25 protein-coding genes are annotated in these 23,905 nt (G+C 63.2%); 19 read left to right on the top strand and 6 right to left on the bottom strand.

Going from position 1 to position 23,905, the window contains the following annotated elements:
* Window positions 1-251: 251 nt before the first annotated feature.
* From XCSCFBP4642_RS0112160 to XCSCFBP4642_RS0112140, 5 genes are all read right to left on the bottom strand, one after another.
* Entirely contained in the window at window positions 252-653 is a 402-nt protein-coding gene (locus tag XCSCFBP4642_RS0112160; protein ID WP_029220020.1) for a DUF2628 domain-containing protein, read from the bottom strand.
* 178 nt (window positions 654-831) lie between these two features.
* A complete protein-coding gene (locus XCSCFBP4642_RS0112155; protein ID WP_029220019.1) occupies window positions 832-1,239 on the bottom strand; it encodes a hypothetical protein in 408 nt (135 codons plus the stop codon).
* A gap of 112 nt (window positions 1,240-1,351) precedes the next feature.
* Window positions 1,352-4,411, bottom strand: coding sequence for a TonB-dependent receptor (locus XCSCFBP4642_RS0112150; protein WP_029220018.1), 3,060 nt, complete (start codon window positions 4,409-4,411; stop codon window positions 1,352-1,354).
* 117 nt (window positions 4,412-4,528) lie between these two features.
* Window positions 4,529-5,578: a FecR family protein gene (locus tag XCSCFBP4642_RS0112145; protein ID WP_029220017.1), complete on the bottom strand. Its 1,050-nt coding sequence runs from the start codon at window positions 5,576-5,578 to the stop codon at window positions 4,529-4,531.
* A complete protein-coding gene (locus tag XCSCFBP4642_RS0112140; RefSeq protein ID WP_029220016.1) occupies window positions 5,559-6,134 on the bottom strand; it encodes an RNA polymerase sigma factor in 576 nt (191 codons plus the stop codon). The genes XCSCFBP4642_RS0112145 and XCSCFBP4642_RS0112140 overlap by 20 nt, the downstream gene beginning before the upstream one ends.
* A 393-nt stretch (window positions 6,135-6,527) precedes the next feature.
* Here XCSCFBP4642_RS0112140 and XCSCFBP4642_RS24740 point away from each other — a divergent pair, with 393 nt between their 5' ends.
* The 19 genes from XCSCFBP4642_RS24740 to XCSCFBP4642_RS24710 all read left to right on the top strand — a co-directional run bounded on the left by XCSCFBP4642_RS24740 (window position 6,528) and on the right by XCSCFBP4642_RS24710 (window position 22,262).
* Complete coding sequence (locus XCSCFBP4642_RS24740; RefSeq protein WP_029220015.1) at window positions 6,528-6,983, top strand: hypothetical protein; 456 nt, start codon at window positions 6,528-6,530, stop codon at window positions 6,981-6,983.
* 342 nt (window positions 6,984-7,325) lie between these two features.
* The gene (locus tag XCSCFBP4642_RS30385) at window positions 7,326-7,457 is read left to right on the top strand and encodes a hypothetical protein (protein WP_266104102.1); all 132 of its coding nucleotides are present in this window, start codon (window positions 7,326-7,328) and stop codon (window positions 7,455-7,457) included.
* 135 nt (window positions 7,458-7,592) lie between these two features.
* Window positions 7,593-7,847, top strand: coding sequence for a hypothetical protein (locus tag XCSCFBP4642_RS28590; protein ID WP_152527264.1), 255 nt, complete (start codon window positions 7,593-7,595; stop codon window positions 7,845-7,847).
* 176 nt (window positions 7,848-8,023) lie between these two features.
* Entirely contained in the window at window positions 8,024-10,492 is a 2,469-nt protein-coding gene (locus XCSCFBP4642_RS0112125; RefSeq protein ID WP_160170375.1) for an ABC transporter permease, read from the top strand.
* Window positions 10,493-10,571: 79 nt separating this feature from the next.
* Window positions 10,572-10,730 (top strand): hypothetical protein, encoded by a 159-nt coding sequence (locus XCSCFBP4642_RS29200; RefSeq protein ID WP_160170374.1) that lies wholly within the window; start codon window positions 10,572-10,574, stop codon window positions 10,728-10,730.
* Window positions 10,731-10,834: 104 nt separating this feature from the next.
* Window positions 10,835-12,019: a radical SAM protein gene (locus tag XCSCFBP4642_RS0112115; RefSeq protein WP_029220013.1), complete on the top strand. Its 1,185-nt coding sequence runs from the start codon at window positions 10,835-10,837 to the stop codon at window positions 12,017-12,019.
* Window positions 12,012-12,854, top strand: coding sequence for a prolyl hydroxylase family protein (locus XCSCFBP4642_RS24730; RefSeq protein WP_160170373.1), 843 nt, complete (start codon window positions 12,012-12,014; stop codon window positions 12,852-12,854). Before XCSCFBP4642_RS0112115 ends, XCSCFBP4642_RS24730 begins: the two co-directional genes overlap by 8 nt.
* Window positions 12,851-13,174, top strand: a complete 324-nt coding sequence (locus XCSCFBP4642_RS0112105; protein WP_029220011.1) for a hypothetical protein — start codon at window positions 12,851-12,853, stop codon at window positions 13,172-13,174. The genes XCSCFBP4642_RS24730 and XCSCFBP4642_RS0112105 overlap by 4 nt, the downstream gene beginning before the upstream one ends.
* A 166-nt stretch (window positions 13,175-13,340) precedes the next feature.
* Window positions 13,341-13,709, top strand: coding sequence for a hypothetical protein (locus XCSCFBP4642_RS29195; protein ID WP_160170372.1), 369 nt, complete (start codon window positions 13,341-13,343; stop codon window positions 13,707-13,709).
* On the top strand, window positions 13,706-14,470 hold the full coding sequence (locus tag XCSCFBP4642_RS24720; RefSeq protein ID WP_084624498.1) for a prolyl hydroxylase family protein: 765 nt from the start codon (window positions 13,706-13,708) through the stop codon (window positions 14,468-14,470). The genes XCSCFBP4642_RS29195 and XCSCFBP4642_RS24720 overlap by 4 nt, the downstream gene beginning before the upstream one ends.
* Window positions 14,463-15,653, top strand: a complete 1,191-nt coding sequence (locus XCSCFBP4642_RS0112085) for an aKG-HExxH-type peptide beta-hydroxylase (protein ID WP_029220010.1) — start codon at window positions 14,463-14,465, stop codon at window positions 15,651-15,653. The genes XCSCFBP4642_RS24720 and XCSCFBP4642_RS0112085 overlap by 8 nt, the downstream gene beginning before the upstream one ends.
* A gap of 20 nt (window positions 15,654-15,673) precedes the next feature.
* Window positions 15,674-16,234 (top strand): energy transducer TonB, encoded by a 561-nt coding sequence (locus XCSCFBP4642_RS24715; RefSeq protein WP_235048225.1) that lies wholly within the window; start codon window positions 15,674-15,676, stop codon window positions 16,232-16,234.
* A gap of 84 nt (window positions 16,235-16,318) precedes the next feature.
* Window positions 16,319-17,503 carry an efflux RND transporter periplasmic adaptor subunit gene (locus XCSCFBP4642_RS0112075; protein WP_160170371.1) on the top strand — a complete coding sequence of 395 codons (1,185 nt, stop codon included), beginning with the start codon at window positions 16,319-16,321 and terminating at the stop codon, window positions 17,501-17,503.
* Window positions 17,475-18,191, top strand: coding sequence for an ABC transporter ATP-binding protein (locus tag XCSCFBP4642_RS0112070; RefSeq protein ID WP_029220007.1), 717 nt, complete (start codon window positions 17,475-17,477; stop codon window positions 18,189-18,191). The genes XCSCFBP4642_RS0112075 and XCSCFBP4642_RS0112070 overlap by 29 nt, the downstream gene beginning before the upstream one ends.
* Before the next feature lie 38 nt (window positions 18,192-18,229).
* Window positions 18,230-18,739, top strand: a complete 510-nt coding sequence (locus XCSCFBP4642_RS0112065) for a beta-barrel domain-containing protein (RefSeq protein ID WP_029220006.1) — start codon at window positions 18,230-18,232, stop codon at window positions 18,737-18,739.
* A complete protein-coding gene (locus XCSCFBP4642_RS0112060) occupies window positions 18,736-20,889 on the top strand; it encodes a peptidase domain-containing ABC transporter (protein ID WP_029220005.1) in 2,154 nt (717 codons plus the stop codon). The genes XCSCFBP4642_RS0112065 and XCSCFBP4642_RS0112060 overlap by 4 nt, the downstream gene beginning before the upstream one ends.
* 349 nt (window positions 20,890-21,238) lie before the next feature.
* Window positions 21,239-21,472 carry an AbrB/MazE/SpoVT family DNA-binding domain-containing protein gene (locus tag XCSCFBP4642_RS0112055; protein WP_029220004.1) on the top strand — a complete coding sequence of 78 codons (234 nt, stop codon included), beginning with the start codon at window positions 21,239-21,241 and terminating at the stop codon, window positions 21,470-21,472.
* On the top strand, window positions 21,459-21,872 hold the full coding sequence (locus XCSCFBP4642_RS0112050; RefSeq protein WP_029220003.1) for a PIN domain-containing protein: 414 nt from the start codon (window positions 21,459-21,461) through the stop codon (window positions 21,870-21,872). Before XCSCFBP4642_RS0112055 ends, XCSCFBP4642_RS0112050 begins: the two co-directional genes overlap by 14 nt.
* A 27-nt stretch (window positions 21,873-21,899) precedes the next feature.
* On the top strand, window positions 21,900-22,262 hold the full coding sequence (locus XCSCFBP4642_RS24710) for a DUF3742 family protein (RefSeq protein ID WP_033898310.1): 363 nt from the start codon (window positions 21,900-21,902) through the stop codon (window positions 22,260-22,262).
* Between the two features lie 15 nt (window positions 22,263-22,277).
* Here XCSCFBP4642_RS24710 and XCSCFBP4642_RS0112045 read toward each other — a convergent pair whose 3' ends face one another.
* Complete coding sequence (locus XCSCFBP4642_RS0112045; protein ID WP_029220002.1) at window positions 22,278-23,792, bottom strand: conjugal transfer protein TraG N-terminal domain-containing protein; 1,515 nt, start codon at window positions 23,790-23,792, stop codon at window positions 22,278-22,280.
* Window positions 23,793-23,905: the final 113 nt, after the last annotated feature.

The raw sequence follows: 23,905 nt of genomic DNA, 5'->3' as shown, positions 1-23,905 counted from the left end.
CCGTAGGCTCGCCGCTTCCATGGGGCGTGGACGGCGCGCGGCACCGAAGGTTCGCGCAACGCGCCCGCGACGTCAGTCCTGAATCGGGCAGCCAGTGGCACCGCTATGGCGGTGGCCCCTGGTATCCCCGGTGCGACGGATGCGACAGGTGCCGCGGCCATCGCCACGAAAGCGCGCCGTCACCGGCACCTGGCCTGACAGCGGACGCGCGCTACGGCGTCCGTTGCCGGCGTCCGGTGCCGGTGTTCGGCCTACCAGCGCACGCCTTCCAGCGGATTCCAGCTGGTGCTGCCCTTGATCTTGTGGAGGTAGTAGGCGTAGTTGGCGGTCATGCCCACCAGCAGCGAATACGCCAGACCGAACGAGCGCAGCACGTATTCCGGCAGGAAGGAGCAGATGATGCCGACCGTGAACGACACGCCGATCAAGACCAGCGCCTTGCGCCACATTCCGAGGATGAAGTAGTAGATGAAGCCGAAGAAGAAGGCGTAGAAGTTCATGTTGAGCTTGACCTTCTGGCCGAACGACAACGCGCTGGAGCGCATGGCGGTTTTGAATGTGGAGGATTTGGGCTCGCCGTAGCGGTCGTAGAAATCGAACCGGAACCGCCATGTGGGGCTGTACTGCGAATAGTCCTGCGCTGTGTCATTCATCGGTGCGTGTCCTGCGGGTGGAGTAGATGGATCGGTGGATGGGTCGGAGGGTGGCGGGGTGGTGTCATTGACAGGTGCCCGTGCCGCGGCAAGCGAAGGAGGGCGCCAAGGCCGTACGGGACGTCGTGTGGGTTGCGCGAAAGAAAGCGCCCATCGCATGGGCGCTCGCCTCAGCGCCTCAGGCGTGGCCGAGGCCCGCGCCGCGGCCGCCCTTGCCAAAAAAGGCACTGGCCGCGGGCCGCAGGAGGAAGAACACGACCACGCCGAACAGAATGGCGCCGGGAATCAGCGCCAGCTTCATGGGGGCGGTCGCGAATCCGATCACCAGTCCGATGGCGCCCCAGCCGATGTAGAGCGCGCGTCCCCAGGCCAGCCCCTTGAGGAAGGCGAGGGCGCAGGCGAACTGCACCGCCAGCCCGAAATAGCCGATCGCGTACTGCGCCCAGAGCGGTAGCAATCCCTGCCGCATGACGTTCTCGGCCGCGGGATTGCCATGGGCCATCGCGAAGGAGACGAGCGTCAAAACGCAGGAGACGATCAACAACCAGGCGATCACGGCGAGGGAGGTGGGACGGGGTGCTTTCATTTCCTTTCCTTGGGGTGGTGTGAACGGAGGCCCCTTTGGGGCGGGTGGTTTGGGCGGTGCGGGCGGCGTGGCATGGGATGCACGGGAGCAGCGCGGAGCGAGCGCCGGGCCGCTAGTGCCCAGGCGCGCCACCGAACTTCTGCGTGTACTGGAGGGCGAACCGCCGCCCGGCCGTGTCGAACCACGACGCGTCGTAGTACGGGTAGATCGTCGCGCTGCGGTCCACCGGCGGCATGGCGTCGAAGAGATTGGTCACCGCCAGCGACACCTGCGCGCGGTCGGTCACGCGATACTGCAGCGTGCCGTTGAAGCGGTAGGTCGCCGCGATCCACGGACGGGTCCCGCTGCCTGGCGCATGGATTTCCAGGTAGGAGTCCGCGCTGGGCAGACGGCCCACGCGCTGGCCCTGCAGGCTGGCCGACCAGGCATTGCGCGACCAGCGGAGTGTGGCGTTGGCTTTCGTGCGGGGCGCGTCGTAGCCGCTGTTGACCGCGAACGCGCTTTCGAGCGCGGCGCCGTCATCGCGCTGGAAGCGATGTCGATGCACCCAGGTGTAATTGAGGAGGAAGTCGAACGCCCCCCAGCGTGTCTGCGCCTCGTAATTAAGGGCCACGTCCACGCCGCTGGTAGTCTCGCGCACGATGTTGATGGGTGCCACCGAAACGGCGGACAACGCGCCGTCCGCCCTGCGTTCGACGCGGCCCATCGCCTCTCGGCAGGCGCTGGAATCCGCGTCGCGCTGTCCCAGCCGACAGTCCGCCTCATCGCGCAGCACGCGGTCCACGCGCAGATCCTGCACTTGGTCGCGCATGTCGATCGCGTAATAGTCCGCCGACACGTCCAGGCCCTGCAGCGGGGACCACACCACACCGGCGGTCCAGGCGGTGCTCATTTCTGGCCGGAGAGCCGGGTTGCCGCGACGGCGGCGCACCAGTGCCTCGTCGTTGAAGCGGCATGCGGCGATGCTCGCCTGACCGTCCTGCGTGGCGCAGCGGTAGTAATCCACGCCCGTGGCTTCGTCGTTGCCTTCGCCGGCAAAGAGGTAATGCAGGTCCGGGGCGCGGAAGCCCGGCCCATAGGATCCCCGCAACAGCAGGTCATCGCGCGGCCGCCATTCCCATCCCGTGTTCCAGGTGAATCGTCCGGTGCGCCGCCCGGCGTAGCGGTACTGGTCGAAGCGCGCGGCCATGCCGAGGTTCACCCGTTCGGCCACGGGCAGGCGCACCTCGCTGGCGATCGCCCAGCGATCGCGGTCCCCGCTGCCATCGGCATCGCGCCAGCTGTAGTAGTAATACTGCGTCGCCAGGTGGTCGGGGCGCAGGTCGTAGGACTGTCCGCCGACTTCGGCGGTCATCGACACGGCCGCCTGTCCGCCGGGCAAGCTCCACCACTGCGCATTGGTCAGCGTGGCCGACAGGGTGTCGGTGCGCGAGCGCGGCGCGTAGTCCGTGCGGGCGGCGATGGCGTCGTACTCGGCGCGGCGCAAGGGCGTATAGAGGCGTGCGGGATCGGCATCGAACACGGCGTGGCCCGAGTCCGGATCCGTGCCGGACGGCTGGCCGAGGAACAGCGCATTCGCGCGCGCGGCCACGATGCGTGGCCAACCGATGCGGGCACGGTACTGGGCATGGCTCAGGCTCGTTTCGTAGGACCATGCCTCGCGGAACGCGCCTTTGAAGCCCGTCGTGATTCCCAGGGTCTTCTGCCGCGTCTCGATCAGGTTGCTTCCCAGTCCGCCCATTTCCTCGGGGGTGAACTGCCGGCTCCAGTATTCGACCTGCCCGGTCGCGCGGTTGTCGAACTCGCCTTGCTCGTTGCCGTCCGCCGCCATGTAGGACCAACCGGGAACATCGCGAAGCAGCGAAACCGCGTGCACGCCCAGTTGCACGTCGGCGAACCACTGCAGGGAGTCGCCAAACGGGTAGCGCATCGAGGCATGGGCGTTGACGCCCCGGCGCCGATTGAGCACGGTGCCGTAGCCGATCGATGTGGAGCTGCCGCAGTAGTGGCCGGGGCCGCGCTGGCCCGTCGCCGGATCGAGCGCGCCTTGCCCGGCGCGCGCGCTGTAGCCGGTGCTGCCGCCATTGAGCTGCGCGAGCGGCGCGCAGGCCGCCTCGCCCGGGTCCAGGTAGGTGCCGCTGGCGTCGGTGCGCAGGAAGGTGCGGCGCGGTGCGGCGGCGCGTTCGGCCGGTGCATCGCGGGTCGAATCCTGGCGGCTGCGCTCATAGGCCCAGAGCGGTTGTTGGGAGACCGCCTGCAGGCCGAACACGCCGTCGAAGGCGCCGTGCGAATAGCCGCTGGTGATCGCCAGCTCCGATGACTGCGCATCGCCCCGTTCCGTCTGTCCCACGCGCGCGTCCACCGTGGTGCCGTCGGCCCGCTGCTTGAGGAGGATGTTGACGACGCCGGCAATGGCATCGGAGCCGTAGACCGCCGATCCACTGCCGGTCAGGATCTCGATGCGATCGACCAGGCCCAGCGGCAGGCTGGAGACATCGGCGAAGTTGCTGCGGCCCTGGAAGGGCATCGGGAAGTCGGCGATGCGCCGGCCGTTGACCAGCACCAGCGTGTGGTTCGGCCCCAGCCCCCGCAGATTGACCTGTTGCGATCCCGGGCTGTAGTCCGCGCTGCCGAACGACTGCTCGCTCTGTGTCTGGCCGATGGTCTGCGTCATGGCACGCAGCACGTCCGGCACGGTGGCAAAGGCGCCGGCCCGGATCTGCTCGGCGGTGATGACCGCCAGCGGCGCCGATCCCTCCACCTGCGCGCGTGCGATGCGCGAGCCGGTGACCTGGACGGGTTCCAGCGCGACCGGTGCGGGCGGAAGGCTGTTCGCCGCTTGCGGTGGCTGCATGCCATTGGCCGCCTTCGGGGGTGCCGGCTGAAGCAGGACCGCGCCGGAAACATCGCGGTGCGCCACCAGGCCGGTGCCCTGAAGCAACTGCTCCAGCGCCTGATCGGCACTCGATGCCCCGTGGGCGCCGCGGCTGGAGAGGCCCTGGATCTGCTGCGGCTGGTAGAGCAACTGCAGCCCGGCTTGCCGGGAAAGGGCGTCGAGCGCGGTGTCCAGCGGGCCGGGCGGGATGTCGATGGTGGCGGTCGCCGCGACGGCCTGCAGGGCGAGCGCACCGCAGATCAAGCCAAACCATCGCGGGCACGCACGCAGCGGCATCCAGTCCTTCTCTGACGATTCACGGCGCTCCGTTGCGCCCGCTAGTAAAGACGAACGAATGCGCCGCATCCCCCACCCGGGAGTGCGGGGCACCGCGCGGCTGTCGCCCGCTGCCGGTCAGCGGGCGTGGAGGATGACCTGTCCGGCGCGGGATTCGGCGTGTATCGGATAGCTGTGCTCCAGCAGGCGCGCGAACCCCTCGGTATTGCGCCAGCTGAAACGCCCGCCGATGCGCAGCGATCCCAGCTGTGCATCGGCCAGCACCAGGGGCCGCGTGTTGAACCGGTTGAACTCGGCCACCGCATCGCGCAGCGGTGCGTCGGTGAAGCTGAGGTAGCCCGATCGCCAGTCCACCTGCTGCTCCGCCTCCGCGATGGTGCTGCTGCGCACCAGGACGCCATGGGGTCCGGCCACGGCGATACCGCCCGCGGCGATCAGCACCGGAGGCTGGGCCTTCCCATCCTTCGGCTCGGTATCCAGGCGCACCGTGCCCTCGGTGACGACCACGCGCAGTTCGTCGGCATCGCGGCGTACGGAGAACTGCGTGCCCACGGCCACGACGCGGCGCCCGCCTACCTGCACGACGAATGGGCGGTGGCGGTCCTTGGCGACCTCGAAGAACGCCTCTCCCCGCTGCAGCACGATGTGTCGTTCACTGTGGTCCAGCTCGACACTGATGCGCGTGTCGCTGCCAAGGGTGGAGCGCGAGCCGTCGGCCAGGGACAGCGATCGCAGCGCACCCGGGATGCTCTGGTAGGCATGCGCTTGCTGCCGTTGTACGGGTGGGGCGTGGTCCAGGAACAGTGCGCCGGCAATGGTCATACCGCCGGCCAGTGCGACGGCGAGCGAGAGCTTCCAGCGGCGTTGGTGCTGGACGGCATGGGGAATGGCCTGAGCGCGCGCCGACTCGCCATGGGCTGCGGCGGCGAGGGCGCGGCCGGTGAAACGGCCACGCGCGGGTGGACCGCCTTTCGGAAGGCCGGCGGCGATCGCGCCCAGGCGCCCGGTCTCCCGCCAAGCCGCCTCCAGGCGCAGGAAGGCAACGCGGTGCGCCGTGGACTGCGCCAGCCAGGCGTCGAGTTGCACCTGGTCGCTCGCATTCCACGACTCGCTCTCGCGCCGCGCCAGCCACTGCGCGGCGGCGTGCTCAATCTGCCTGCTGTCCATCGCGCGTCGACTTGAGTGCCGTGGCAGGCGTCGCAAGCGGTGGAGCCGCCGAGCCATGGAAATAATCGGCTAGCAGGCGAATGCCCTTGGCCATGTGTTTCTCGACGGTTTTTTCGCTGATACCCAGATGCACGGCGACCTCCTTCTGCGACAGTTCCTGCACGCGGCGCAGCCACACCACTTCGCGGCAGCGGTCCGGCAACCGATCGAAGGCATGGGTCAGGCGGGCGAGCAACTGGCGCCCTCCCATCCAGCGTTCCGGGGTGCACTCATCTACTAAGACGAGCAGGGAATCCGGATCACCCACCGCCTCGATGGAAACCACCCTGCTGCGCCGAATGCGGTCGGTGATCAGATGATTCGCGGTGCTGAAGAGGAATGCACGGGGGATGTCGGGGAACTTGCGGCTCGCCGACTCGTAGACGCGCGCATAGACCTCCTGGCGAAGATCGTGCACGTCATCGGGGTTGGGCCAGCATCGCCTCAGATAGGCGACCAGGGCGGTCTCGTGGATGAGGATGTGCTGGACAAACCATTCGTCGACGGCGCTGGACATCCAGCCAGATTAGCCCAAACGGCTGCGCTTGGCAGCACCGTTCGCGCACCGATGGAGGGTAGGGAAATGGCGCGCTCGTTCGACGCTCGTCGCAGAGCCGTTGCGGGAAGGGGCGAAGTAGGATTCTAGGCAACGGATAGCCAAGCGAATCCTCTTTTTGCTGGAACAGTAGTGGTTTCTTGAACTACCGCATCGCTGAGAGCGGTCGGGATGCGGCGAATTGGGCGCATCGCCCGCAGCATGCGGCGGGGAAGTCGGGTCTTCATTCGTCTTGATACAGGCAGGGCGGCTGAGTGCATGGGGCCGGCGGTTGAAGTTCAAACGGACCTGCCGAGCCTCCCGCTCTGAACCTGTCCACGTGTTTCCTGACCCAACCCACCAAGGAAGAGATCGATGAAACTTCGTTATCGTCTGCGTCAAATCCCGGCAACAGCTGTGCTTCTTACCGCGTTGTTCGGCGGTGCCGTCGTATCCGCACACGCAGAGACACCGCGTGCAGAAATCGCCACTCAGGTGAAGACCTACGCGTCCAAGGATGGCATCAAGGCGTGGACGCTGCGGTACGGACCGCGCGAGAAGAACCAGGCGTTGATCCAGGTCACGGACTCCGACAGCGCGATCGACAAAAAGATTCTGTTGGCGACCACCAGCGCGACGGAGAAGGACACCCGCTACACGGTGCAGCTCAACGGCCGGCCCTATGTGCTGTTGATCCTCAGTGGAAGTGCCGGCGAGCTCTATGTTCCCGGATCTCCGAACCCTGCGTGGGTGCGTTACGACGAGTACCTTTCCGGGCAGAGCAATCCCGAGCACTACCTGACGGACTATGAGCAGCAAGCGAAGCCGTAGCCGTAGCCGTAGCCGTCAAAGATGTACGTTCGCCTTACCCGACGAGATTTGCTGGATCCTTGCTGTTTTCCTCGCAGCAGGATACTGACGCAAACCAGCAGTTCACTTACTGCGAAACCGTTTTAACGGTAGTCAATCCGACAGGCCCTGACGCCCACGCGTCTCAAGGGCAAAGCCGCCGCTCAAGAGTGCGGTCCCTCCCTGCTCGCTCGCCACCGAGGCAATCGTCGTTCATTCTTGCCCTTCGGAGCCCGGTTCCATGCGTCACACTGCGTTGTCCACTGTGACAACTGGCCTGCCCGCTGCCATGCTTTCTTCCATACGTTTCCTGATCCGCTGACCATGGCCCTGCTGCTGTGGATCACCATGGACTTGTTCAAAGTGATTCTCTCAACGCTTCTGGTGCAGTGGTGCCCCGCGATGTTGATGGCCAAGTGGCTTCCGCGCATTCGCAGGGGGTGGTCGCGTGGCTGACAGGGTCACTGGGTTGGCTGGTGGCGCGGCAGGCGGACTTGGCGGTTTTACGGGCGCTGCCCAAGCTGTGGTGCGACCTGCGTGGCTACGACAGCGACCGGACGGCGCGCCGCGATCCAGAACTTCAACCTATCCATGCCGCTGTTCGCCATTGTGGCGCCTGCGATGCAGATCCCGATCCTGCTCGGCGGGCCCGTACTTCGGCTTGAGCGAAGCGACCTTTCGGCACCCCGAAGAACGGCCTGCTTCATCTCGCCCAGGAAAACTTTATTGCGAGTCTTCCTGGGCGATTGGGTCCAAGCCCAGAGGAAATTGATTCATGCCGAGATTTCCCGTGATGCTTGGCTTGGACCGCAACGCAAACCGGGAATTTTTGAAGGCCATTCCTAGAAAGTGCACCACGCTTGATGTGGGGGAAGGGGGTGATTGTTTTATCGGAGTTCCGCGTGTAGTCTCGTCTGCATAGCGCTACTAACACGAGTTCCCACGTTACGGCGAAGCCTTGGAGCAATAGTTGCAATGGAAACGGGAGTTGCCAAAGTAATGTTGTCCGTGGAATGCGCGGGATGTATGCCAGCCTAGTTGCCGGTGCACGGGCGTTGTTGGTGAAGGGTGCACGCTCGGCCACTGTGGCAACCGCACAGTCCCGACAAGCGTGGGTCATCGTGGCGCTGGCAACCCTGGCAATCGCGCTCAACGCGTGCATGTTTGCGCTCATGTATGGCCTGCTGGTCAAGCCACTGCCCTTTCCGGTAGACGATCGTCTGGTGACGCTCCAATTGCGCTCAGACACCCTGGGGCTGGATTTGGGCTGGTCGGTTCCCTTCCTGGAGACTGCGGGCAGCCCGGGGCAGAGCCTTCAGCGCATGGCTGCCTTTAAAACCTCCGAACCCACCCTATACAGCGACGCCGCACGGATGATCGGCAGTGTCTCGGCGGTCACCGTCAGCCCTGACATATTCCCATTGCTAGGAATCCATCCGGTCGCTGGTCGCCTATTGAACGCCGACGACACGAGGATCGGTGCACCCTGCCGCGCTGTGGTAAGCGCCGACTTTCATGCGCAAATCCTCGGTCGTGTTTTTGCCGAAGGAGAGCGGCTGAACGTCTCGGGCGCATCCTGCCTGATTGTTGGAGTGGTTCCCGAAGGCAGCGGCTTCCCGGACGCGAAGCGTCACCTGTGGCTGCCGATGAAGATCAGCGAGCAGGATCGCTCGGCCGAGGCGGCCGGATCGTTCGGCGACCTCAAAGCGATCGCCCGTCTCGCGCCTGGGCAAAGCAGCGACGACGCCACCCAGGAGATGCGCAGGAGGCTCGCGGCCGACCGGCGCTTGGACTGGATCGTCGAGCAGGTCGCAGCAACTCCATCGGCCCGTCCCTTGCGCTTTCTGTGGGTTGGCGACCGGGTCTTCACTCTGACGTTGATGTCGCTGGCCGCGCTGATGGTGTTCGCCGTGACTACGGCCAACTTGTGCAATCTTTTCGCACTCAGCGTGATCCGTCGTCAGCACACGTTCGCGCTGATGGAGGCGCTCGGCGCAAGGCGTGCGCGAAACTTGGCGCTGATTGCCTGCGAGGCCTTGTTTCTGGCCATGCTGGGGGCATTGGGCGCGTTAGCGTTACTGGCGCCGGGCATGCGCTTTCTGCAGCGAGCGGGAATGCTCCCGGCCAACGTGCCTCAGCATGTAGGCCTGGATCTGGCGACTGTTGCCGCGATGGCGGTCATGGTGGCAGTCATCGCCGTGGCCATGACCGTCGCTGCGGCGGGCTTGCTGCGGCAGAACCTGGCCCAGTCGCTACGTCAGGGCGGCAATGGGCAGACCGGCTCGGCCCGCGGGGCACGATTGCGTCGTCATCTGGTTGCCGCTCAGATCGCTTGCACTCTGGTGCTGGTGTTCGGCACCGGACTGCTGATCCGCAGCTCGGACAACCTCATCGCCGAAGACATCGGCTTCGCCCGCGGTCCGGTATCGGTCGGCCAGTTGGGTGCCGACCGACGCTCCATAGACGTCAATGTCCGACCGCTGCGTCAGGCGCTGGCCGCTTGGCTGGATGAAGTAGGAAATGCACCGGGCATCCGTGAGGTCGCCTTGGCAAGCACGGCTCCGTTCGGCGACAACGTGTCACTGGCGACAATGCATATCAAGGATGGCGACGGTGGTCCACGGGAGATCAACGCCTACGAAGTGTTCGTCAGTCAAAACTATTTCCGGGCACTGGGTCTGCCGCTGCTGCAGGGACGCGGCTTCCGTGCTGACGAAACGCGGGGTGGCGCGCCGACGATCATCGTCGATGCCACGTTCGCGAGCCGCTACTTGGGAGACGGCGATCCGTTGGGTCGTCTGGTCAGTGTCAATGGGCCAAAAGGCTTACGGGACCATCGGGTTGTCGGCGTGGTCGGCGTCGCGCGCCAGCGCTCCCTTCGTTCGCGTGACGAATATGCCACTGTCTATCGGCCAATGGAAACGCCCTGGCCGCTTCCAGACATGCCAGCCGACAGCGTTTCGGTGGTCGTCAACACATCTCTGCCGTTGTCGGCAGTCCGACCGATGCTGGAGCATCCGCTGCGACGATCTGCCGCTGGCCTGCGCTTCCATGAGATCAGGACCATGCAGGCGATCGTGCAGGAGACATTGGGTGATGCGCTGCGCTTGAACATGATGCTCAAGCTCTTGGTGAGCGTGGCTATGGTCCTGTCCGCTGTGGGCCTATATGCTTTGCTTGCCTTCTCTGTGGCATCCCGTACCCGCGAGTTCGGTGTGCGCTTGGCGTTGGGGGGAGATCGTCGCCATTTGCTGGCCCTGGTTGGCGCCGAGGGCGCTCGCCTGTACGCCGCAGCCACACTGGTCGCGCTGCCTGCTGCGCTGCTGGTTGGTCGATCGCTCTCGGACAGGTTGTTCGGTATCGATCCTTTCGATCCGTTGTTGATGCTGATTGTCCTGATGTTGTTCGGCCTAGTCTGCGCGGTAGCCAATCTGGTACCGGCGTTGCAAGCCTCACGGGTGTCGCCGATGGAGGCCCTGCGTGGTGAATGAGCCAAGACCTGATCAATTCCGTGCTACCACGGATGCCCGTTGCCGGCTAGGCAACATTCAAGAAGGAGTTGAGATAAGCATGTCCAATGATGAGAAGAAGAGCGCTGTTGATCGTAAGGAAGCCGCACGCAAGCTTGCCATGCGCGTGTTGACGGAGTCGGAGGCGCGTGATATCGCCGCTGCCGGTGCATTCGTGAAGGTCGGCCCACCGACCCCGGTCAAGCCGAACATCGCTTGATGAACTGACCTGCATGCGGCGCCGGTAGGCGCCGCATGCGCAAGAAACATGGCGCAGAGGCTTGGCTCTCACACGAGTACCGGTCGGACAGCAGGAGTGGCCGCATGGAAGTGCTTTCGGAAAGCCCCCGTATTTCCTCGCTGGTGGTGAATCTGAAACTGTCGGAGAGATGCAATCTCAATTGCGATTACTGCTACTACTATGCCGACGCCTATTCCGATGTGCATGAGCGACCGGCGCTGCTTCGCAGCGACGTCTCGCGACAAGCTATCGCGCGGCTGGTCGAGGCAACGGAGGACTATGATATCGGTGAGTTGGCAATTGCCTTCCATGGCGGCGAGCCTACCTTGATGAATCCTCGAGCGTTCCGCGCGCTGTGCGCGGAGATCGTGGAAAAGCTGAGACCCCGGGTAGGCGTGCTGCATCTCATCACCCAGACCAATGGCGTGCACCTGTCAGACGACTGGCTGCAGGTCGCGCGCGAATTCGATGTGCACATAGGAGTCAGTCTCGATGGTCCTCGGGACTACAACGATATTCATCGTCTCGATCACAAAGGGCGCGGTTCTTACGACCGGATCGAGCGAACCCTGCACCGGCTGCAGCGCGCTGCGCGGGAGGAACACATCCGGCCGATCAGCCTGATCGCGGTACTCAATCCCGATTTCGACTATGGGCGCATCTACGATCATTTCGTGGATACGCTGGGCGTGGGATTGCTGAACTTCTTGTTGCCGGACCATAGCTGGGATAGCCTCAGCGCAGACAGCGTGGAGATCGACAGGTTCGGTGACGCGCTGTGCCTAATGTTCGAGCGTTGGTTGCTGACCGGTCAGGACAATGTCTACGTGAAACAGTTCAGCGATGTTCTGCACCGGATCGCGTTGCATCGCCGTGGGGTGGCATTGGATATTTCGGCAGTCAATCTGGTCATCCACAGTGACGGCGATATGGCATTGAACGACTCCTACATGGCGGCCGTGGCATGGTTTCGAACGCAGCAGCATTTCAACGTGCGAACCGCCAGCTTTCGCCAATGGATGAACCAGCCGATCATGAGGGAGATCGAGCGCGCGTACCGAACCTTGCCTGATCAGTGCATGGGCTGCAGGCACCAAGCGATCTGCCGGGGCGGCGAGTTGGAACACCGCTTCAGCAGTGACGCCGGATTCAACAACCGCTCGGTGTACTGCAGTGTCTTGAAACGCCTGTACGACGCCATCCAGGCCGCGTTGGTGGAAGGTGATCGCCATGCCAATGCCGCCGTCGCGGAGGTGGCTCATGCCTGAGCAGCTGGATCATTGCCTCAACGCGTGGGTGGCCGAGCAGCGTGCTGCGGGCATCAGTCCAGAGGAATCCATGTCCACTTTGGTGGCCAGTGGCTTTCATCGCTTTTCTGCGCGCGAAGCCGTGTTGCCGCTCTCTGGTTCCAGGGCACCTTTGGATGCCGGCGGCTCGCGGAGTAGCCTGGCGTCGTCTCGTGACCTCGGCGACCGTACCGTGCGCGTGATGCTTTCCTGTCGCGGGCCGGATCTCACCGTAGTGCGGGATTTCGTGGACGAGGCCGAAGCAGGATCACTTATCCATGCTTCCGTCGCTCGCCTGCTTCCGTCTCAAGTGGTCGATGTGGACGCCAAAGATGGTGCTGGTCACGTGTCGCGTGCGCGCACCAGCCACAGCATGTACTTCGCCGCCAGCGAGAGCGCGGAGGTGCGTGCGCTTGAGGCGCGCGCAGCTCTTCTGGCAGGCCGCGATGCATGCTGCGCCGAGCCAGTGCAGGTGGTTCGGTACACGCCGGGCACTGGTGTTGAGAATCATCAGGACTACTTCGATGTACGCGATCCGTCATCGGCGGCGCATCTGGGGCGCCGTGGACAACGCGTAGCGACGGTGCTGGTCTATCTCAATACGCCGCAGGCAGGCGGGGAGACGGTGTTTGCCGATCCTCAGTTGGAAATTATCGCGAACCTTGGCACCGCGGTTCATTTTGCTTTCCCAACGGCCAGCGAGCAGGACCTGGCGCTGCATAGCGGCGCACCGGTAATGTTGGGCGAGAAGTGGATCGCTACGATCTGGTTCCGCGACCAACCCCAGAGCATGACACCAATGGAGCCCATTGCATGAATGCCCAGATCAGCGAGTTGAATCTTTCCGCTGGATCCTCTGTCGAGGACGTCCGTGTCCTGGGAGGTCGCGATCACTTGCTCGTTCCATGCGCGCTGCCATCCGCGATATGCCAGTTGTTCGAGCGATATGCGCTGCTGCATCTCAATAGCACGGACTACTTTACGCACGATGAGCCTACACAGTCGCTAGGGCGTTACGCCGACGCGCTGGGCGAGTCGATGCTCATTCAGTTGCAGCCGGTGTTGGAGCGGCTGACCGGTCGACGTTTGCTGCCCACTTATTCGTTCTGCGCTTCTATACAAGTGGTTCGTCATTGACCCGGCGACGTCCCCCCATCCTGAGTAGCAGTCGGGTTTAGAGTCCGGGGTTGATGATATCGCTGTTGGCCAGGTGCTGGGCATAGGCCGTCGGCGTNCGAAGGAAGCCAATGATCTGTTCTTCGGAAAAACGCTTCTTCACGTCCAATCTCCTCGGGGTAGGGAATTGGACTCCAAACTAAGGCGCTACTCAAACTTGGGGGGACGTCGCCGGCACACCGATCGCGATGCTTGCGAGTTCAGCGCCACCCTCACGTTAGGCTACTCCGGTGCGTCGATCTGGCCGGTCTGGGTGCATTCTCAAAGTGAGGACAAGCCAGTATTGCTGGATGTGGGAGACATGCTGCTCTATCGCGGCATCGAGGTGCCGCATTGGCGTGAGCCGCTGGAGGAGGGCTACTGGCTACAGCTGTTTGTTCACTATGTCGATGCCAGTGGACCGTACGCCAAGCGGGCGTTCGACGAACGCAATAGCATCGGGCCGAACAATACCTGGGCCGCCGTCGCTGCGGAGCAGGCAGCCGAGACGCCATGAGCTCTCCATCGGTATGGCCGTTGCCAAGCGAAATGCCACAGTCGCAGGCACAGCCTGGGGACGGCCTGTGGCGCAGTCATGGCTCCATCGTGCTGGACGGCCGCCGTGTAAGGCTGATAGCGAGGATGCGTGCGCCCAGGCTCATCCTGCTGGACGATGTGTTGGACCCTGACGAATGCGCTGCGTTGATCGAACTGGCGCGACCGCGCTTGGCCCGTTCGCAAATCATCAATACAGGCGACAGGGCCGCAAGCGCTATTGCCAGCTATACCCGAACCAGCCAGAGCACATTCATCACTCCGCAAGAGTCTGTCCTGGTGGCCACCATCGAGCGACGGATCGCGGCGCTGCTGGAATGGCCGGTGGATTATCTGGAGCATATTCAAGTGGTGCGCTACGGTGCGGGGGCCGACTTCGTGCCACACCATGACTACTTCGACATAGGCCTGTCTGCTACCGAGGCACTGCTGCAGCGGGGTGGCAATCGCATCGGCAGCATGCTTCTCTACCTCAATGTCCCAGAGTCGGGTGGCACGACCGTGTTCTCCGATGTGGAGATCGATGTGGTTCCGCAGTGCGGCTCGGCGCTTTACTTCGGTTACCCTCATCCCGATCCATCTTCGTTGACGCTGCACGCGGGCGCGCCGGTGTTGGCGGGTGAGAAGTGGTTGGCGACCTTCTTCGTTCGCGAGTCGCTGATGCACCGCCGTCCGCCGAGCGAAATGCTTAGTGCATGTGAGCAAGGGTCAGAGCATGGATGAGTTGGGTCTGCTGGCAGAAGATTTTGCCTGTGCCACCCACTCAAGCGCCCCGGACATCATTGGTGTCCTGGCGGCCACCCGGTTGGCCGCTTCGCGGGTGCGCCTGTCAGCGCGCCTGCGCGGAGCAGGTCAGGAGAAGCTAGCCGAAGCCCTTGAGGCACTCGACCTGCCGGAGACTGCGACCTGGCGGCCTGAGATTGGGCTTGTGGAGTCGGCTTTAGAGCAAGTGGTTGCGCTTTGCCAGGGCGCACTGCAGTGGGCCATTGCGACGTTCGCGTGCGGGCAGCAGGGTCGGTTCAGCGCGCAACTGGTTGGCGCTGGGCGGGTATTTCTGGATGGCTACCTGATCGATGTGGAAGGTGCGGTGTCAGTACTCGCCGACGGGCAAGTGTTGCTCGTGCAGGATGCACGCAGCAAACATGCCTTCCAGGCACACGCAGGCAGGTGGATGCTCTGCAAAAATGACAGCATTCAGCGTGCGTGGCCAGTGGGACATATCGGTCATGACCAAGGCTTCTACGTCGTTCGCACAGGGGTGAGCAATGCCTCGCATGGCTTTCCATGGCCTGACCAGCAGCGTGGGCCATTACTCCCGGTTGCGGATGAGGCGGCGATCGATGCCGCGGTTCGGCGCGTCGAGGCGGCACACGCGCTGCTCGCTAGCGCAGGCGATGAACATCTCAATTGGGTGCGGGGTGGGCTTGCCGGCTACCTGCTGCTTGCAGGGCCAGGGCTGAATGATGCGAGAGTACACGGCAGCAGTGCCTTTCCCGGTCTGTTAGCACTCGATCCTCCGGACGATCCGGTGCATTGCGCTGAGCTGATCGTGCAAGAGGCTTCCAGACAGTACGTGGCCGCGTTCCTCATGGTGGCCGCGCTGTTGCGCGAAGACCAGGAAGCCGCCTTCTATTCACCGCTCAAGCGAAGTTATGAAACCATGGGGCGGGTGATCATAGGTGCGCATGCGGTGGGAAATGTTCTACTCTTCCAACAGCATCTCGCACGTACAAACATGCTAGACAAAGCGGCAATAGGGCGGCGCGACATGCAGCGTATCTGGTTCGAAAGCCACTACATGCGCGCGCTCGATGCGTGCACGAACTTCACTGAGGCCGGTAGGCGGCTGTGGGCCCAACTCAGGGCATCGGTGATTGAAAGTGGCGTGTTGTCCTACCAAGGGTGACTATGAGGAGTCTATTGCGTATGCGTGATGTGCTGCTTGCTGTGTGTCTTACTTTGGCCCTGGGCGGATGCGCCAGCGGGGGGGGCGAACCGCCACCCATCCCGGCGCGCGGTGGTCAGGTCGGAATGAACGAGATCAGTGATGAACTGGTCGCCAGCCATCGCATGGTGTTGGCCGATAACGAGTCGTTCATTCCTCCTTTGGAGGATGAGGGAAATCAGCCCCCCGCCTATCCTCCATCCCTGCTCGGACAGGCCCTGCCGCCGAGCACCGTCTGTTTGCAGGTGGTTGTTGGAGCCGACGGCCGGGTACCGGCGAGCACGCCTCTTGAGCAGCCGCCGCGCTGCCCTACGAGTGCTTCGCTCGATCCCCTCATGTTGCAGGCGGCCCGCTCGGCCGTTGCAATGTGGCGTTTCGAGCCAGGATTGCGCTGCTTGTTCCCGGACCTAGAGACCAAGCGCACGACATATGGCAGTTGCGGTGAGTCGCCTTCGCGAGCCGAGCCGGTAACGCTCACCTATCGCTTCATATTCGAGCAGCGTGACGGCAAGGGCACGGTGCGCATGGGTGGGGACGAATGATGCGGCATGACGGTACCGCAGATGGATGAGCAGCGTGTTGGGGGAGGCGCACGGCGCAGGCGTCAGCGCATCGTCGTGTTGTCCGTGATCGTGGCGGTGTTGTCGGCGATCACCGTAGTGGTGTTGGTCGCTGGCCGTAAAGATGCAGTGGTGCCGCGCTCGAACGTGCTGATCGGTACGGTGGAGCGGGGCCCGATGCTGCTCAGCGTACGCGGAACGGGCAACCTGGTGCCACGTCATACTCGTTGGCTCACGGCCGAAACGGATGTGCGTGTGGAACGCATCGTGGTATTTCCCGGAACCCGGGTGAAGGCCGATACCGTGATTCTCGAACTGCACAACGGCCGTGTGCAAGATGATTACCTTGCTGCCGAGATGCAGTACCAAGCTGCGGTGCTGGACCATCGGGTCAAGCAAACCGAGTTGCGCGTGCAGTCGCTGCAGGCACGCGCCGAGTTGGGCAAGGTGGAAAGCGAACTGGCCGCTGCGCGGGCGCAGGAAAAGATCGAACGGATGGCGCTGGACAAGGACGTCATCCCCCGCATTCAGTATCAGAAGACTGAGATCGACTTGGCGCAGTTGATCAGCCGCCAACAGGTCGAGAAGGCACGCGTGGCCGAGATCGACGCAAACGCGCAGGCGAGCCTGCAGTCCGATACGTTGCGGGTGTCGCAGCTGAAGAACACAATGGATCTGCGCCGACGGGAGGTCGACGCCCTGCGAGTGCGGGCTGGCGTGGAAGGTGTGGTACAGCGCGTGCTGGTGGAGGAAGGGCAGCAGGTGCCCGAAGGAACCAAGGTGGCACTCGTCTCGCGCCCGGAAGAACTGGAGGCTGAACTGCGGATCCCCGAGACCGAGGCCCGCGACCTGCAGCCAGGCCAGGCCGCCTTGGTCGATACCCGCAACGGCAAGATGGCCGGCACCCTGTCGCGCATCGACCCGGAAGTGGTGGATGGAACCGTCAAGGTACGGATTGCGTTTAGCGACACGCTAGTGCCTGGCGCACGTCCCGACCTCTCCGTGGATGGCACGATCACGCTAGGGCGCTTGGCGGACGTGTTGTTCGTACGCACTCCCGTCAATGCGCAACGCGATAGCCAAGCCCGGCTGTTCAAGGTGCAAGGCGACATCGCACAGCGCGTGCCGGTGACGATCGGCCATGAATCCAGTCGTTTCGTGGAGATCAAGGGTGGATTGAAACAGGGCGATCGCGTCATCCTTTCCGATATGAGTGCCTACGATGACCAGTCCCGCCTGCGCCTGGACTGAGCGAGCCAACGAAGCGTCACCGGTCATCCGCCTGCGAGGGTTGCAGCGGACCTTCCAGACCGATGAGGCGCTCACCCATGCGTTGTGCGACGTCGCACTGGACATCGCCTCTGGCGAGTTCGTCTCGATCACGGGGCCATCCGGCTGCGGCAAGTCCACGCTGATGTCCATTCTCGGCATTCTGGATACGCCGACGGCGGGTAGCTATATGCTGCGCGGACAGGAAGTGGCGCAAATGTTCGAGGCCGACCGCGCACGCACGCGCAACCGGCACATCGGGTACATCTTCCAGTCGTTCAATTTGATCGGCGACCTCAGTGTGCTGGACAACGTCACCCTGCCGCTGAAGCTTCGCGGAGGGGTGCCGGGCAAGGAGCGGTGCGAACGCGGCATGGCGGCGCTGAAGCGGGTGGAGATGGCCCACCGCGCCAAGCACCTGCCGGCGCAGCTTTCTGGTGGGCAGCAGCAACGTGTGGCCATTGCCCGCGCCCTGGTGGGCGAACCTTCGATCGTGTTGGCGGACGAGCCCACCGGTAACTTGGACTCGCGCAGTGGTGCGATGGTGATGGACATGCTCCAAGAACTACACGCTGCAGGCGTGACGCTATGCATGGTGACGCACGATGCACACTTCGCCGCGATGGCGCAGCGCTGCGTGCACATGAGCGATGGCCGCATCGTCGGCTGACGCGTTATTCCCTGATGGATGCAGAGTAAGGAGGGGCGATGGGAATTTTCAGGGAAGAAGCCGTGGCCGCCCGAAGCGCGCGACATGCCCTTGGCGCGGTTCGCATGGCTACGCCGCGGTCCTTGCGGCTGCTGGTGGCCGCAGGCATCGCGTCGACCATTCTACTGCTGAGCGTCGGCCTGGCACTGCCTTACGGGCGATCGCTGACTGCCACTGGCGAAGTGCTGGCGCATAACGGGAGAGAGGGCACCGTGCAGGCATGGGTCAGCGAATCCGCCGTGCCCGATATCAATCCGGGCATGGCCGCCCGTGTGCATTACCGAGCCCTGCCCCGTGGCACGCAGCAATGGGACGGTGGTGTAGTCACGGATGTGTCAAGGGTGCCAAGAAATGGGCCGCAGAGAGGGCTGTACAGAGTGGAGATACAAGTATCGCCGGCAGACCGCACAGATGGCCGATATCTCTCCGCAGGGATGATCGTTGATGTCCGTCTGCTGACGCAGCGGCGTCCCATGTACCGCTGGGTGTTCGGGGGGCTGACACAATGAGCGCCGTGCCTGGCTTTGGCTGGCGCAGGCGCCTGCCGGTCATCCTGCAGACAGAGACCATCGAATGCGGCTTGGCCTGCATGGTCATGATCGCCTCATACCACGGGCGGCACAGTGACCTATCGGAACTGCGGCGTCGCTTCCCTCTGTCGCTCAACGGCACGACACTGAGTCATTTGATGGAAATCGGTGCCGCGCTTGGCATGCGTTCTCGGGCGCTTCGGCTTGAGCCGGAAGACCTGCAGGAACTGCGGATGCCTTGCATCGTTCATTGGGACATGGAGCACTACGTCGTGCTTTGGGCCTGTCGACGCAATGGCGTAGTCATCCATGACCCGGTGCATGGCCGGCGCGAGCTCTCGCACGCCGAATTTTCGCGGCATTTCACCGGTATCGCGCTGGAGTTGGAGCCGATAGCAGAGTTCAAGCCGCCGTTGCGTCCTGCACGCGTCGGGATCCTGCGGTTGACCGGCAACCTGGGCGGCATCAAGCGTTCTCTGGGCGTGCTGGCGTTATTGGCGCTTTGCCTGGAAACGATGGCACTGTTGGCGCCGTTGCTGGTGCAGGTGATCACCGACGTTGCGCTGCCCTTCCAGGACAGCGACCTGCTGAATTTGCTGGGCTTGGGCTTCCTCATCATGATGGTGTTGCACGCCAGCGTCGGCGCGTTGCGGAGTTGGTGCGTCGCCCGGCTTGGCGTCAGCCTGAATTACGGGTGGAGTGTCAACGTGTTCACCCACTTGGTATCGTTGCCGCAGCGCTATTTCGAGCGCCGCCAGCTTGGTGACCTGCAGAACCGCTTCAGCTCCATCGCCGACATCCAGAAGACGCTGACGAGCCGCTTCATCGAGGGCCTTCTTGATGGGGTGATGGCGCTGCTGACGCTGGTGCTCATGCTGCTGTATTCGCCGCTGTTGACCGTGATCACGGTGGTTTCTTTCTGCCTCTACACACTGGCAAAGGTGTTGTCCTTCGGTTGGATGCGCGAGGCGCAGCACGGACACTTGATGTCGCAAGCGCTCCAGCAGTCACATTTCCTTGAGGTGATGCGCGGAATGCAGGCCGTCCGCCTAAACAACCGTGGCGCGATCCACGCAGGCCTATATGCCAACAAGGCGGTGGACACGCTGAACCGGGAGATCGAAGTACAACGGTTGGCGATCCTGCTGGACATGTTCAAGTTTGTGGCCTTCAACTTGCAGCGTGTCCTCATCCTGTGGATTGGTGCATCCATGGTGCTTGAGGGGGCACTGACCGCGGGCATGCTGATCGCGTTCTTCGTGTTCAGTTACCAGTTCACCACCCGTGCTGGAGCGCTGGCCGACTACCTGGCTGAGTTTCGCATGCTGGATCTGCACGCCGAGCGTTTGGCCGACATCGTGCTAGAGACGCCGGAAGAGGGGCTTCATGCCCAAGATCCCGCACAGCCACAGGATCACGGACTGGAGTTGCGGGATGTTTCATTCCGCTATGGTTCCGGTGAAGGACTGGTTTTAGACCACTGCAACCTGCAGGTGCGCGACGGAGAATCGGTGGCAATCACAGGCGCCTCGGGCTGCGGCAAGACGACGTTGATCAAGGTGGTTGTCGGGCTGCTGGATGCCGAGCAGGGTGCAGTGCTCGTCGGTGGGCGTACCCTGCAGCAAATCGGCAAGCACGCGTTGCGTGCGATGGTGGGCACAGTGATGCAGGACGATCAACTGTTCAATGGTTCCATCCTGGACAACATCCGGATGTTCGACAATGGGCCGGCGGATGGCAGTGCGGAGGAAGTCGCACGATTGGCAGGCGTGCATGAGGACATCGTGGCGATGCCGATGGGGTACTACACGCTGATCGGCGACATGGGTTCCTCGCTGTCCGGTGGCCAGAAGCAGCGAATCGTCTTGGCGCGGGCCCTCTACAAGAGGCCTCGCATTTTGCTGCTGGACGAGGCCACCAGTCATCTTGACGTGCATCGCGAGCAGCAAGTCAATGCTGCCTTGGCCCGGCTGACAATAACCCGCGTCATCATTGCCCATCGACCCGAGACCATTGCCTCGGCAGACCGGGTACTGGAGCTTCGTGCAGGCAGGCTGCATGAAGTAGACCGTACCGCCATATCAGGTTCGAAACGGGAGGCGCACTCGGTGGCAGCGCAATCGGGCTAGATTGCCGAATGCACGCGCGCGGTTGGTCGCTATGGATGTTCTGCGTTGCGGTACACAAGCATTGAGGCGCTGCAAGTGACTCGCGTGGCCTGGTCGGCCGCCACGTGTGCGTGACGGCGCGTGTGGCTGCTAACAGGATTGACTCCGTGGCATGCGTCACTGTTTTGGATGCTGCAGCGCAGAGCAGGCAACCTTTTCTCTTTCTAGGTAGGGCCTTTCCCCTTGATGGCCCTTCCGTTCCCCTTTTTGCAGCGGAGTTGCCCCTTTTGCGCGAATACTGAGCAAGCTGGTTGCGCCAGATCGTTAGAGGTGTAGGATATACATTGTTTTGTATATCTTTGGATGTGCCATGCAAGTCGCGAAGTGGGGCAACAGTCTGGCAGTGCGCCTGCCGTCGAGTCTGGTGGAGGCGCTGGAACTGCGGGAGGGCGATGATATCGAGATCGTCGTCGATGAACCGCGTCTGTTTGCGGTGCGCAAGAAGCCGGGGCCGGAGGCCATGTTGGAGCGGCTGCGTGCCTTCCGGGGCAAGTTGCCCGCGGACTTCAAGTTCAACCGGGACGAGGCCAATGGCCGCGGGTAAGGGCAAAGTGTTCCTAGACAGCAATGTGGTGCTTTACCTGCTGTCGGAGGATGCGGTGAAGGCGGACGGCGCGGAGGCCTTGCTGCAGCGCAGGCCCGTCATCAGCGTCCAGGTGCTCAATGAAGTGACCCACGTCTGCGTGCGCAAGCTCAAGATGGGCTGGGACGAAGTCGGGCAATTCCTTGCGCTGGTGCGATCATTCTGCAAGATAGTGCCTCTGACGGTCGATGCGCATGACCGTGCGCGCCAACTTGCGGAGCGGCACCAATTATCGTTCTACGACGCGTGCATCGTGGCGGCGGCCACCCTTGAGGGATGCCAGACTCTCTATTCCGAGGACATGCACCACGGCCTCATCATCGAAGAGAGCCTGTCGATTCGGAACCCGTTCAACGTCTGAGTTCGAGGAACTGCAGGAGGGCACCATATGCCGATTTCGCAGCCGAAAACAACACTAAGCCGCAGGGCGGGGCGGGCGGCTGGACGAGCATGGTGCTGGCTGACCTTTCGGAGCAAGCAGGTCACGGAAAGGCTGATTGCCGCAGGGGTACCTGCCGGTTTGGCGAAAGGCGTGGGTGCCTGTGTCCTGCTGCTGGTGGTCGGAGTCCTGCTCTATGCAGCCTTCTGGCTGGGTGTTGTGCTGGTTACAGCAGTGGCCGTCATTTGGCTCGCCACACACATTGATGTGCTTGACACCACAGAGGAAGCTCGGTGGAGAGATGGCATCGCAGGATATGGCCTGTACAGAGGCGAAGTCCGGATTGATCCAGGCGACGAAGAGGAATCGTGACTATGGCGACCATTGCTACCGTAGAGATTTCGTTGCGTTGATTCCGATGTCGCCGCCCTTGCCCCCGGCGGATCGAGCACCCTCAGTGCCAGTCGTGAGCATCTGAGCGATGTTGCCCGCGCGAACACCGGCCCAGCCCAAAGCGGCAATCCACAAGCTGGGTAGGACGATGAACATCATTGCCATCACGAAGTTCAGCAGCATGTCTCCAAACGCGTTGTTAAGTCCCAGCAATGGATTGAAGTTGCTGTGCGGTGAGCTCCAGCCGTAAAGGGCATCCAGGATCGTGCTGTCGATCCAGCGAGCCAGTTGGAACCAGAAGTCCACGAAGAAAAGTGCGAATTGCACGCAGCTCATCGTCACGACGGCCTTGAGGTCGTAGGTGCCGAACAAAAGGACGAGCGGCACGCAGATCACCATGGCCATCTTGAGGAATGACAGCACCATCGGCAGGGCTTGGCGCACGACGTCCATGGCCGGGAAGAACCCGACAGAGCCGGCGGCGAGGCCCACATCCGCCGCACCTCGCGTGACGATATTGGGCAGGGTCATGTCCACCTGGCCACCGTAGTCGGCATAGGCCTGTCCCTGGTTCATCGTTTGCTGGCGGGGCGCGGCGATGGCGCGAATGATCGCGTCGTCGGCCTGCTGCCGCGAAACGAAGCTTGCCCAGCGTCCCACGCGGGCCAGGAGCCCGGAGTCCACCTGGGCCAGCAGCCGGCTGCGCAAACCCCGCTCGCCATCGCTCCACCATTGTCTGCAGGTAGGGTAGCCGCCGCCGTTCTGTAATTGCGCCAGCCCTGCATCGCGGGTCGTGTCGTAAGGCCATGACGCACGGGGTGTCTGGGAGTGGTAGCTGTCGTAGAAGCCGCCTGTGCCCAGAAAATAGCTCGACCCGATCCAGGTCACATCGTCCATCTGGGCCTCCGAGAGCTCGGGCCGTCCCATGAAGAGCTTCGCTCGTGCGGGCCCGTAGCAGTCACGGGTGAAGTCGGCCATCTCCTGGGCCAGTACCGGGTCGTCGATGCGCGTGCTGTCGATGTCCATGCGCATCTGCCGCAGGTCGGTTCCGCAGGGGATGGCCGCAACGGCCGCGCCGGTCACGGCCTTGGAGATCGCATGCATGAAGAACCACCACACCGGCACCCGCGCACTCTGGTTGTTGAGCGTGGTGAAGGCTTGCGACCACCTCGTATCCTGCGGTGTCGCCACATCGACCTTGCACTGCTTGGATCGGCTCGCATCGAACTGGATCGTCTGGAGATCCACATCGATGAAGGGGATGCCGGCGAACAGGATCACCACGACGGCAGCCCACACGCGGTTCTCGATGCGGGCGGCCGACAGCACGCCCTTGTTGCCTTCGTCCGCGCCTTCTCCCCGCGCCCGCAGCCATTCCTGGACCACGATGGCGACGAAGGGCAGGGCGAACGCGCCGCTCGCGACGAGGATGTTCCAGACGCCGTTCTGGACGATCCAGCCCACGAGGGTGAGGTAGTACTCCAGATAGTCCGTCGTGTAGAGCGTCATGCGAGCCTCGGCCGTCATTCGTGACCAGCGGGCCATCATGGCGGCCGAGGGATGCATGAGTGCGAGGCAATAGGCGCGGCAGCAGAACCGTATTGCGGCAGGGTGATGATTTC

Origin of the sequence: Xanthomonas cassavae CFBP 4642 (genome assembly GCF_000454545.1) — a bacterium.
Classification (GTDB): Bacteria; Pseudomonadota; Gammaproteobacteria; order Xanthomonadales; family Xanthomonadaceae; genus Xanthomonas; species Xanthomonas cassavae.
The sequence above is the reverse complement of the archived record's forward strand: the minus strand, read 5'-3'. Positions and strand labels throughout refer to the sequence as shown.

Coding starts and splice junctions, on each gene's coding strand:
- XCSCFBP4642_RS0112160 (WP_029220020.1), bottom strand. CDS start 653: ATGAATGACACAGCGCAGGACTATTCGCAGTACAGCCCCACATGGCGG.
- XCSCFBP4642_RS0112155 (WP_029220019.1), bottom strand. CDS start 1,239: ATGAAAGCACCCCGTCCCACCTCCCTCGCCGTGATCGCCTGGTTGTTG.
- XCSCFBP4642_RS0112150 (WP_029220018.1), bottom strand. CDS start 4,411: ATGCCGCTGCGTGCGTGCCCGCGATGGTTTGGCTTGATCTGCGGTGCG.
- XCSCFBP4642_RS0112145 (WP_029220017.1), bottom strand. CDS start 5,578: ATGGACAGCAGGCAGATTGAGCACGCCGCCGCGCAGTGGCTGGCGCGG.
- XCSCFBP4642_RS0112140 (WP_029220016.1), bottom strand. CDS start 6,134: ATGTCCAGCGCCGTCGACGAATGGTTTGTCCAGCACATCCTCATCCAC.
- XCSCFBP4642_RS24740 (WP_029220015.1), top strand. CDS start 6,528: ATGAAACTTCGTTATCGTCTGCGTCAAATCCCGGCAACAGCTGTGCTT.
- XCSCFBP4642_RS30385 (WP_266104102.1), top strand. CDS start 7,326: ATGGCCCTGCTGCTGTGGATCACCATGGACTTGTTCAAAGTGATTCTC.
- XCSCFBP4642_RS28590 (WP_152527264.1), top strand. CDS start 7,593: ATGCCGCTGTTCGCCATTGTGGCGCCTGCGATGCAGATCCCGATCCTG.
- XCSCFBP4642_RS0112125 (WP_160170375.1), top strand. CDS start 8,024: ATGTATGCCAGCCTAGTTGCCGGTGCACGGGCGTTGTTGGTGAAGGGT.
- XCSCFBP4642_RS29200 (WP_160170374.1), top strand. CDS start 10,572: ATGTCCAATGATGAGAAGAAGAGCGCTGTTGATCGTAAGGAAGCCGCA.
- XCSCFBP4642_RS0112115 (WP_029220013.1), top strand. CDS start 10,835: ATGGAAGTGCTTTCGGAAAGCCCCCGTATTTCCTCGCTGGTGGTGAAT.
- XCSCFBP4642_RS24730 (WP_160170373.1), top strand. CDS start 12,012: ATGCCTGAGCAGCTGGATCATTGCCTCAACGCGTGGGTGGCCGAGCAG.
- XCSCFBP4642_RS0112105 (WP_029220011.1), top strand. CDS start 12,851: ATGAATGCCCAGATCAGCGAGTTGAATCTTTCCGCTGGATCCTCTGTC.
- XCSCFBP4642_RS24720 (WP_084624498.1), top strand. CDS start 13,706: ATGAGCTCTCCATCGGTATGGCCGTTGCCAAGCGAAATGCCACAGTCG.
- XCSCFBP4642_RS0112085 (WP_029220010.1), top strand. CDS start 14,463: ATGGATGAGTTGGGTCTGCTGGCAGAAGATTTTGCCTGTGCCACCCAC.
- XCSCFBP4642_RS24715 (WP_235048225.1), top strand. CDS start 15,674: ATGCGTGATGTGCTGCTTGCTGTGTGTCTTACTTTGGCCCTGGGCGGA.
- XCSCFBP4642_RS0112070 (WP_029220007.1), top strand. CDS start 17,475: ATGACCAGTCCCGCCTGCGCCTGGACTGAGCGAGCCAACGAAGCGTCA.
- XCSCFBP4642_RS0112065 (WP_029220006.1), top strand. CDS start 18,230: ATGGGAATTTTCAGGGAAGAAGCCGTGGCCGCCCGAAGCGCGCGACAT.
- XCSCFBP4642_RS0112060 (WP_029220005.1), top strand. CDS start 18,736: ATGAGCGCCGTGCCTGGCTTTGGCTGGCGCAGGCGCCTGCCGGTCATC.
- XCSCFBP4642_RS0112055 (WP_029220004.1), top strand. CDS start 21,239: ATGCAAGTCGCGAAGTGGGGCAACAGTCTGGCAGTGCGCCTGCCGTCG.
- XCSCFBP4642_RS0112050 (WP_029220003.1), top strand. CDS start 21,459: ATGGCCGCGGGTAAGGGCAAAGTGTTCCTAGACAGCAATGTGGTGCTT.
- XCSCFBP4642_RS24710 (WP_033898310.1), top strand. CDS start 21,900: ATGCCGATTTCGCAGCCGAAAACAACACTAAGCCGCAGGGCGGGGCGG.
- XCSCFBP4642_RS0112045 (WP_029220002.1), bottom strand. CDS start 23,792: ATGACGCTCTACACGACGGACTATCTGGAGTACTACCTCACCCTCGTG.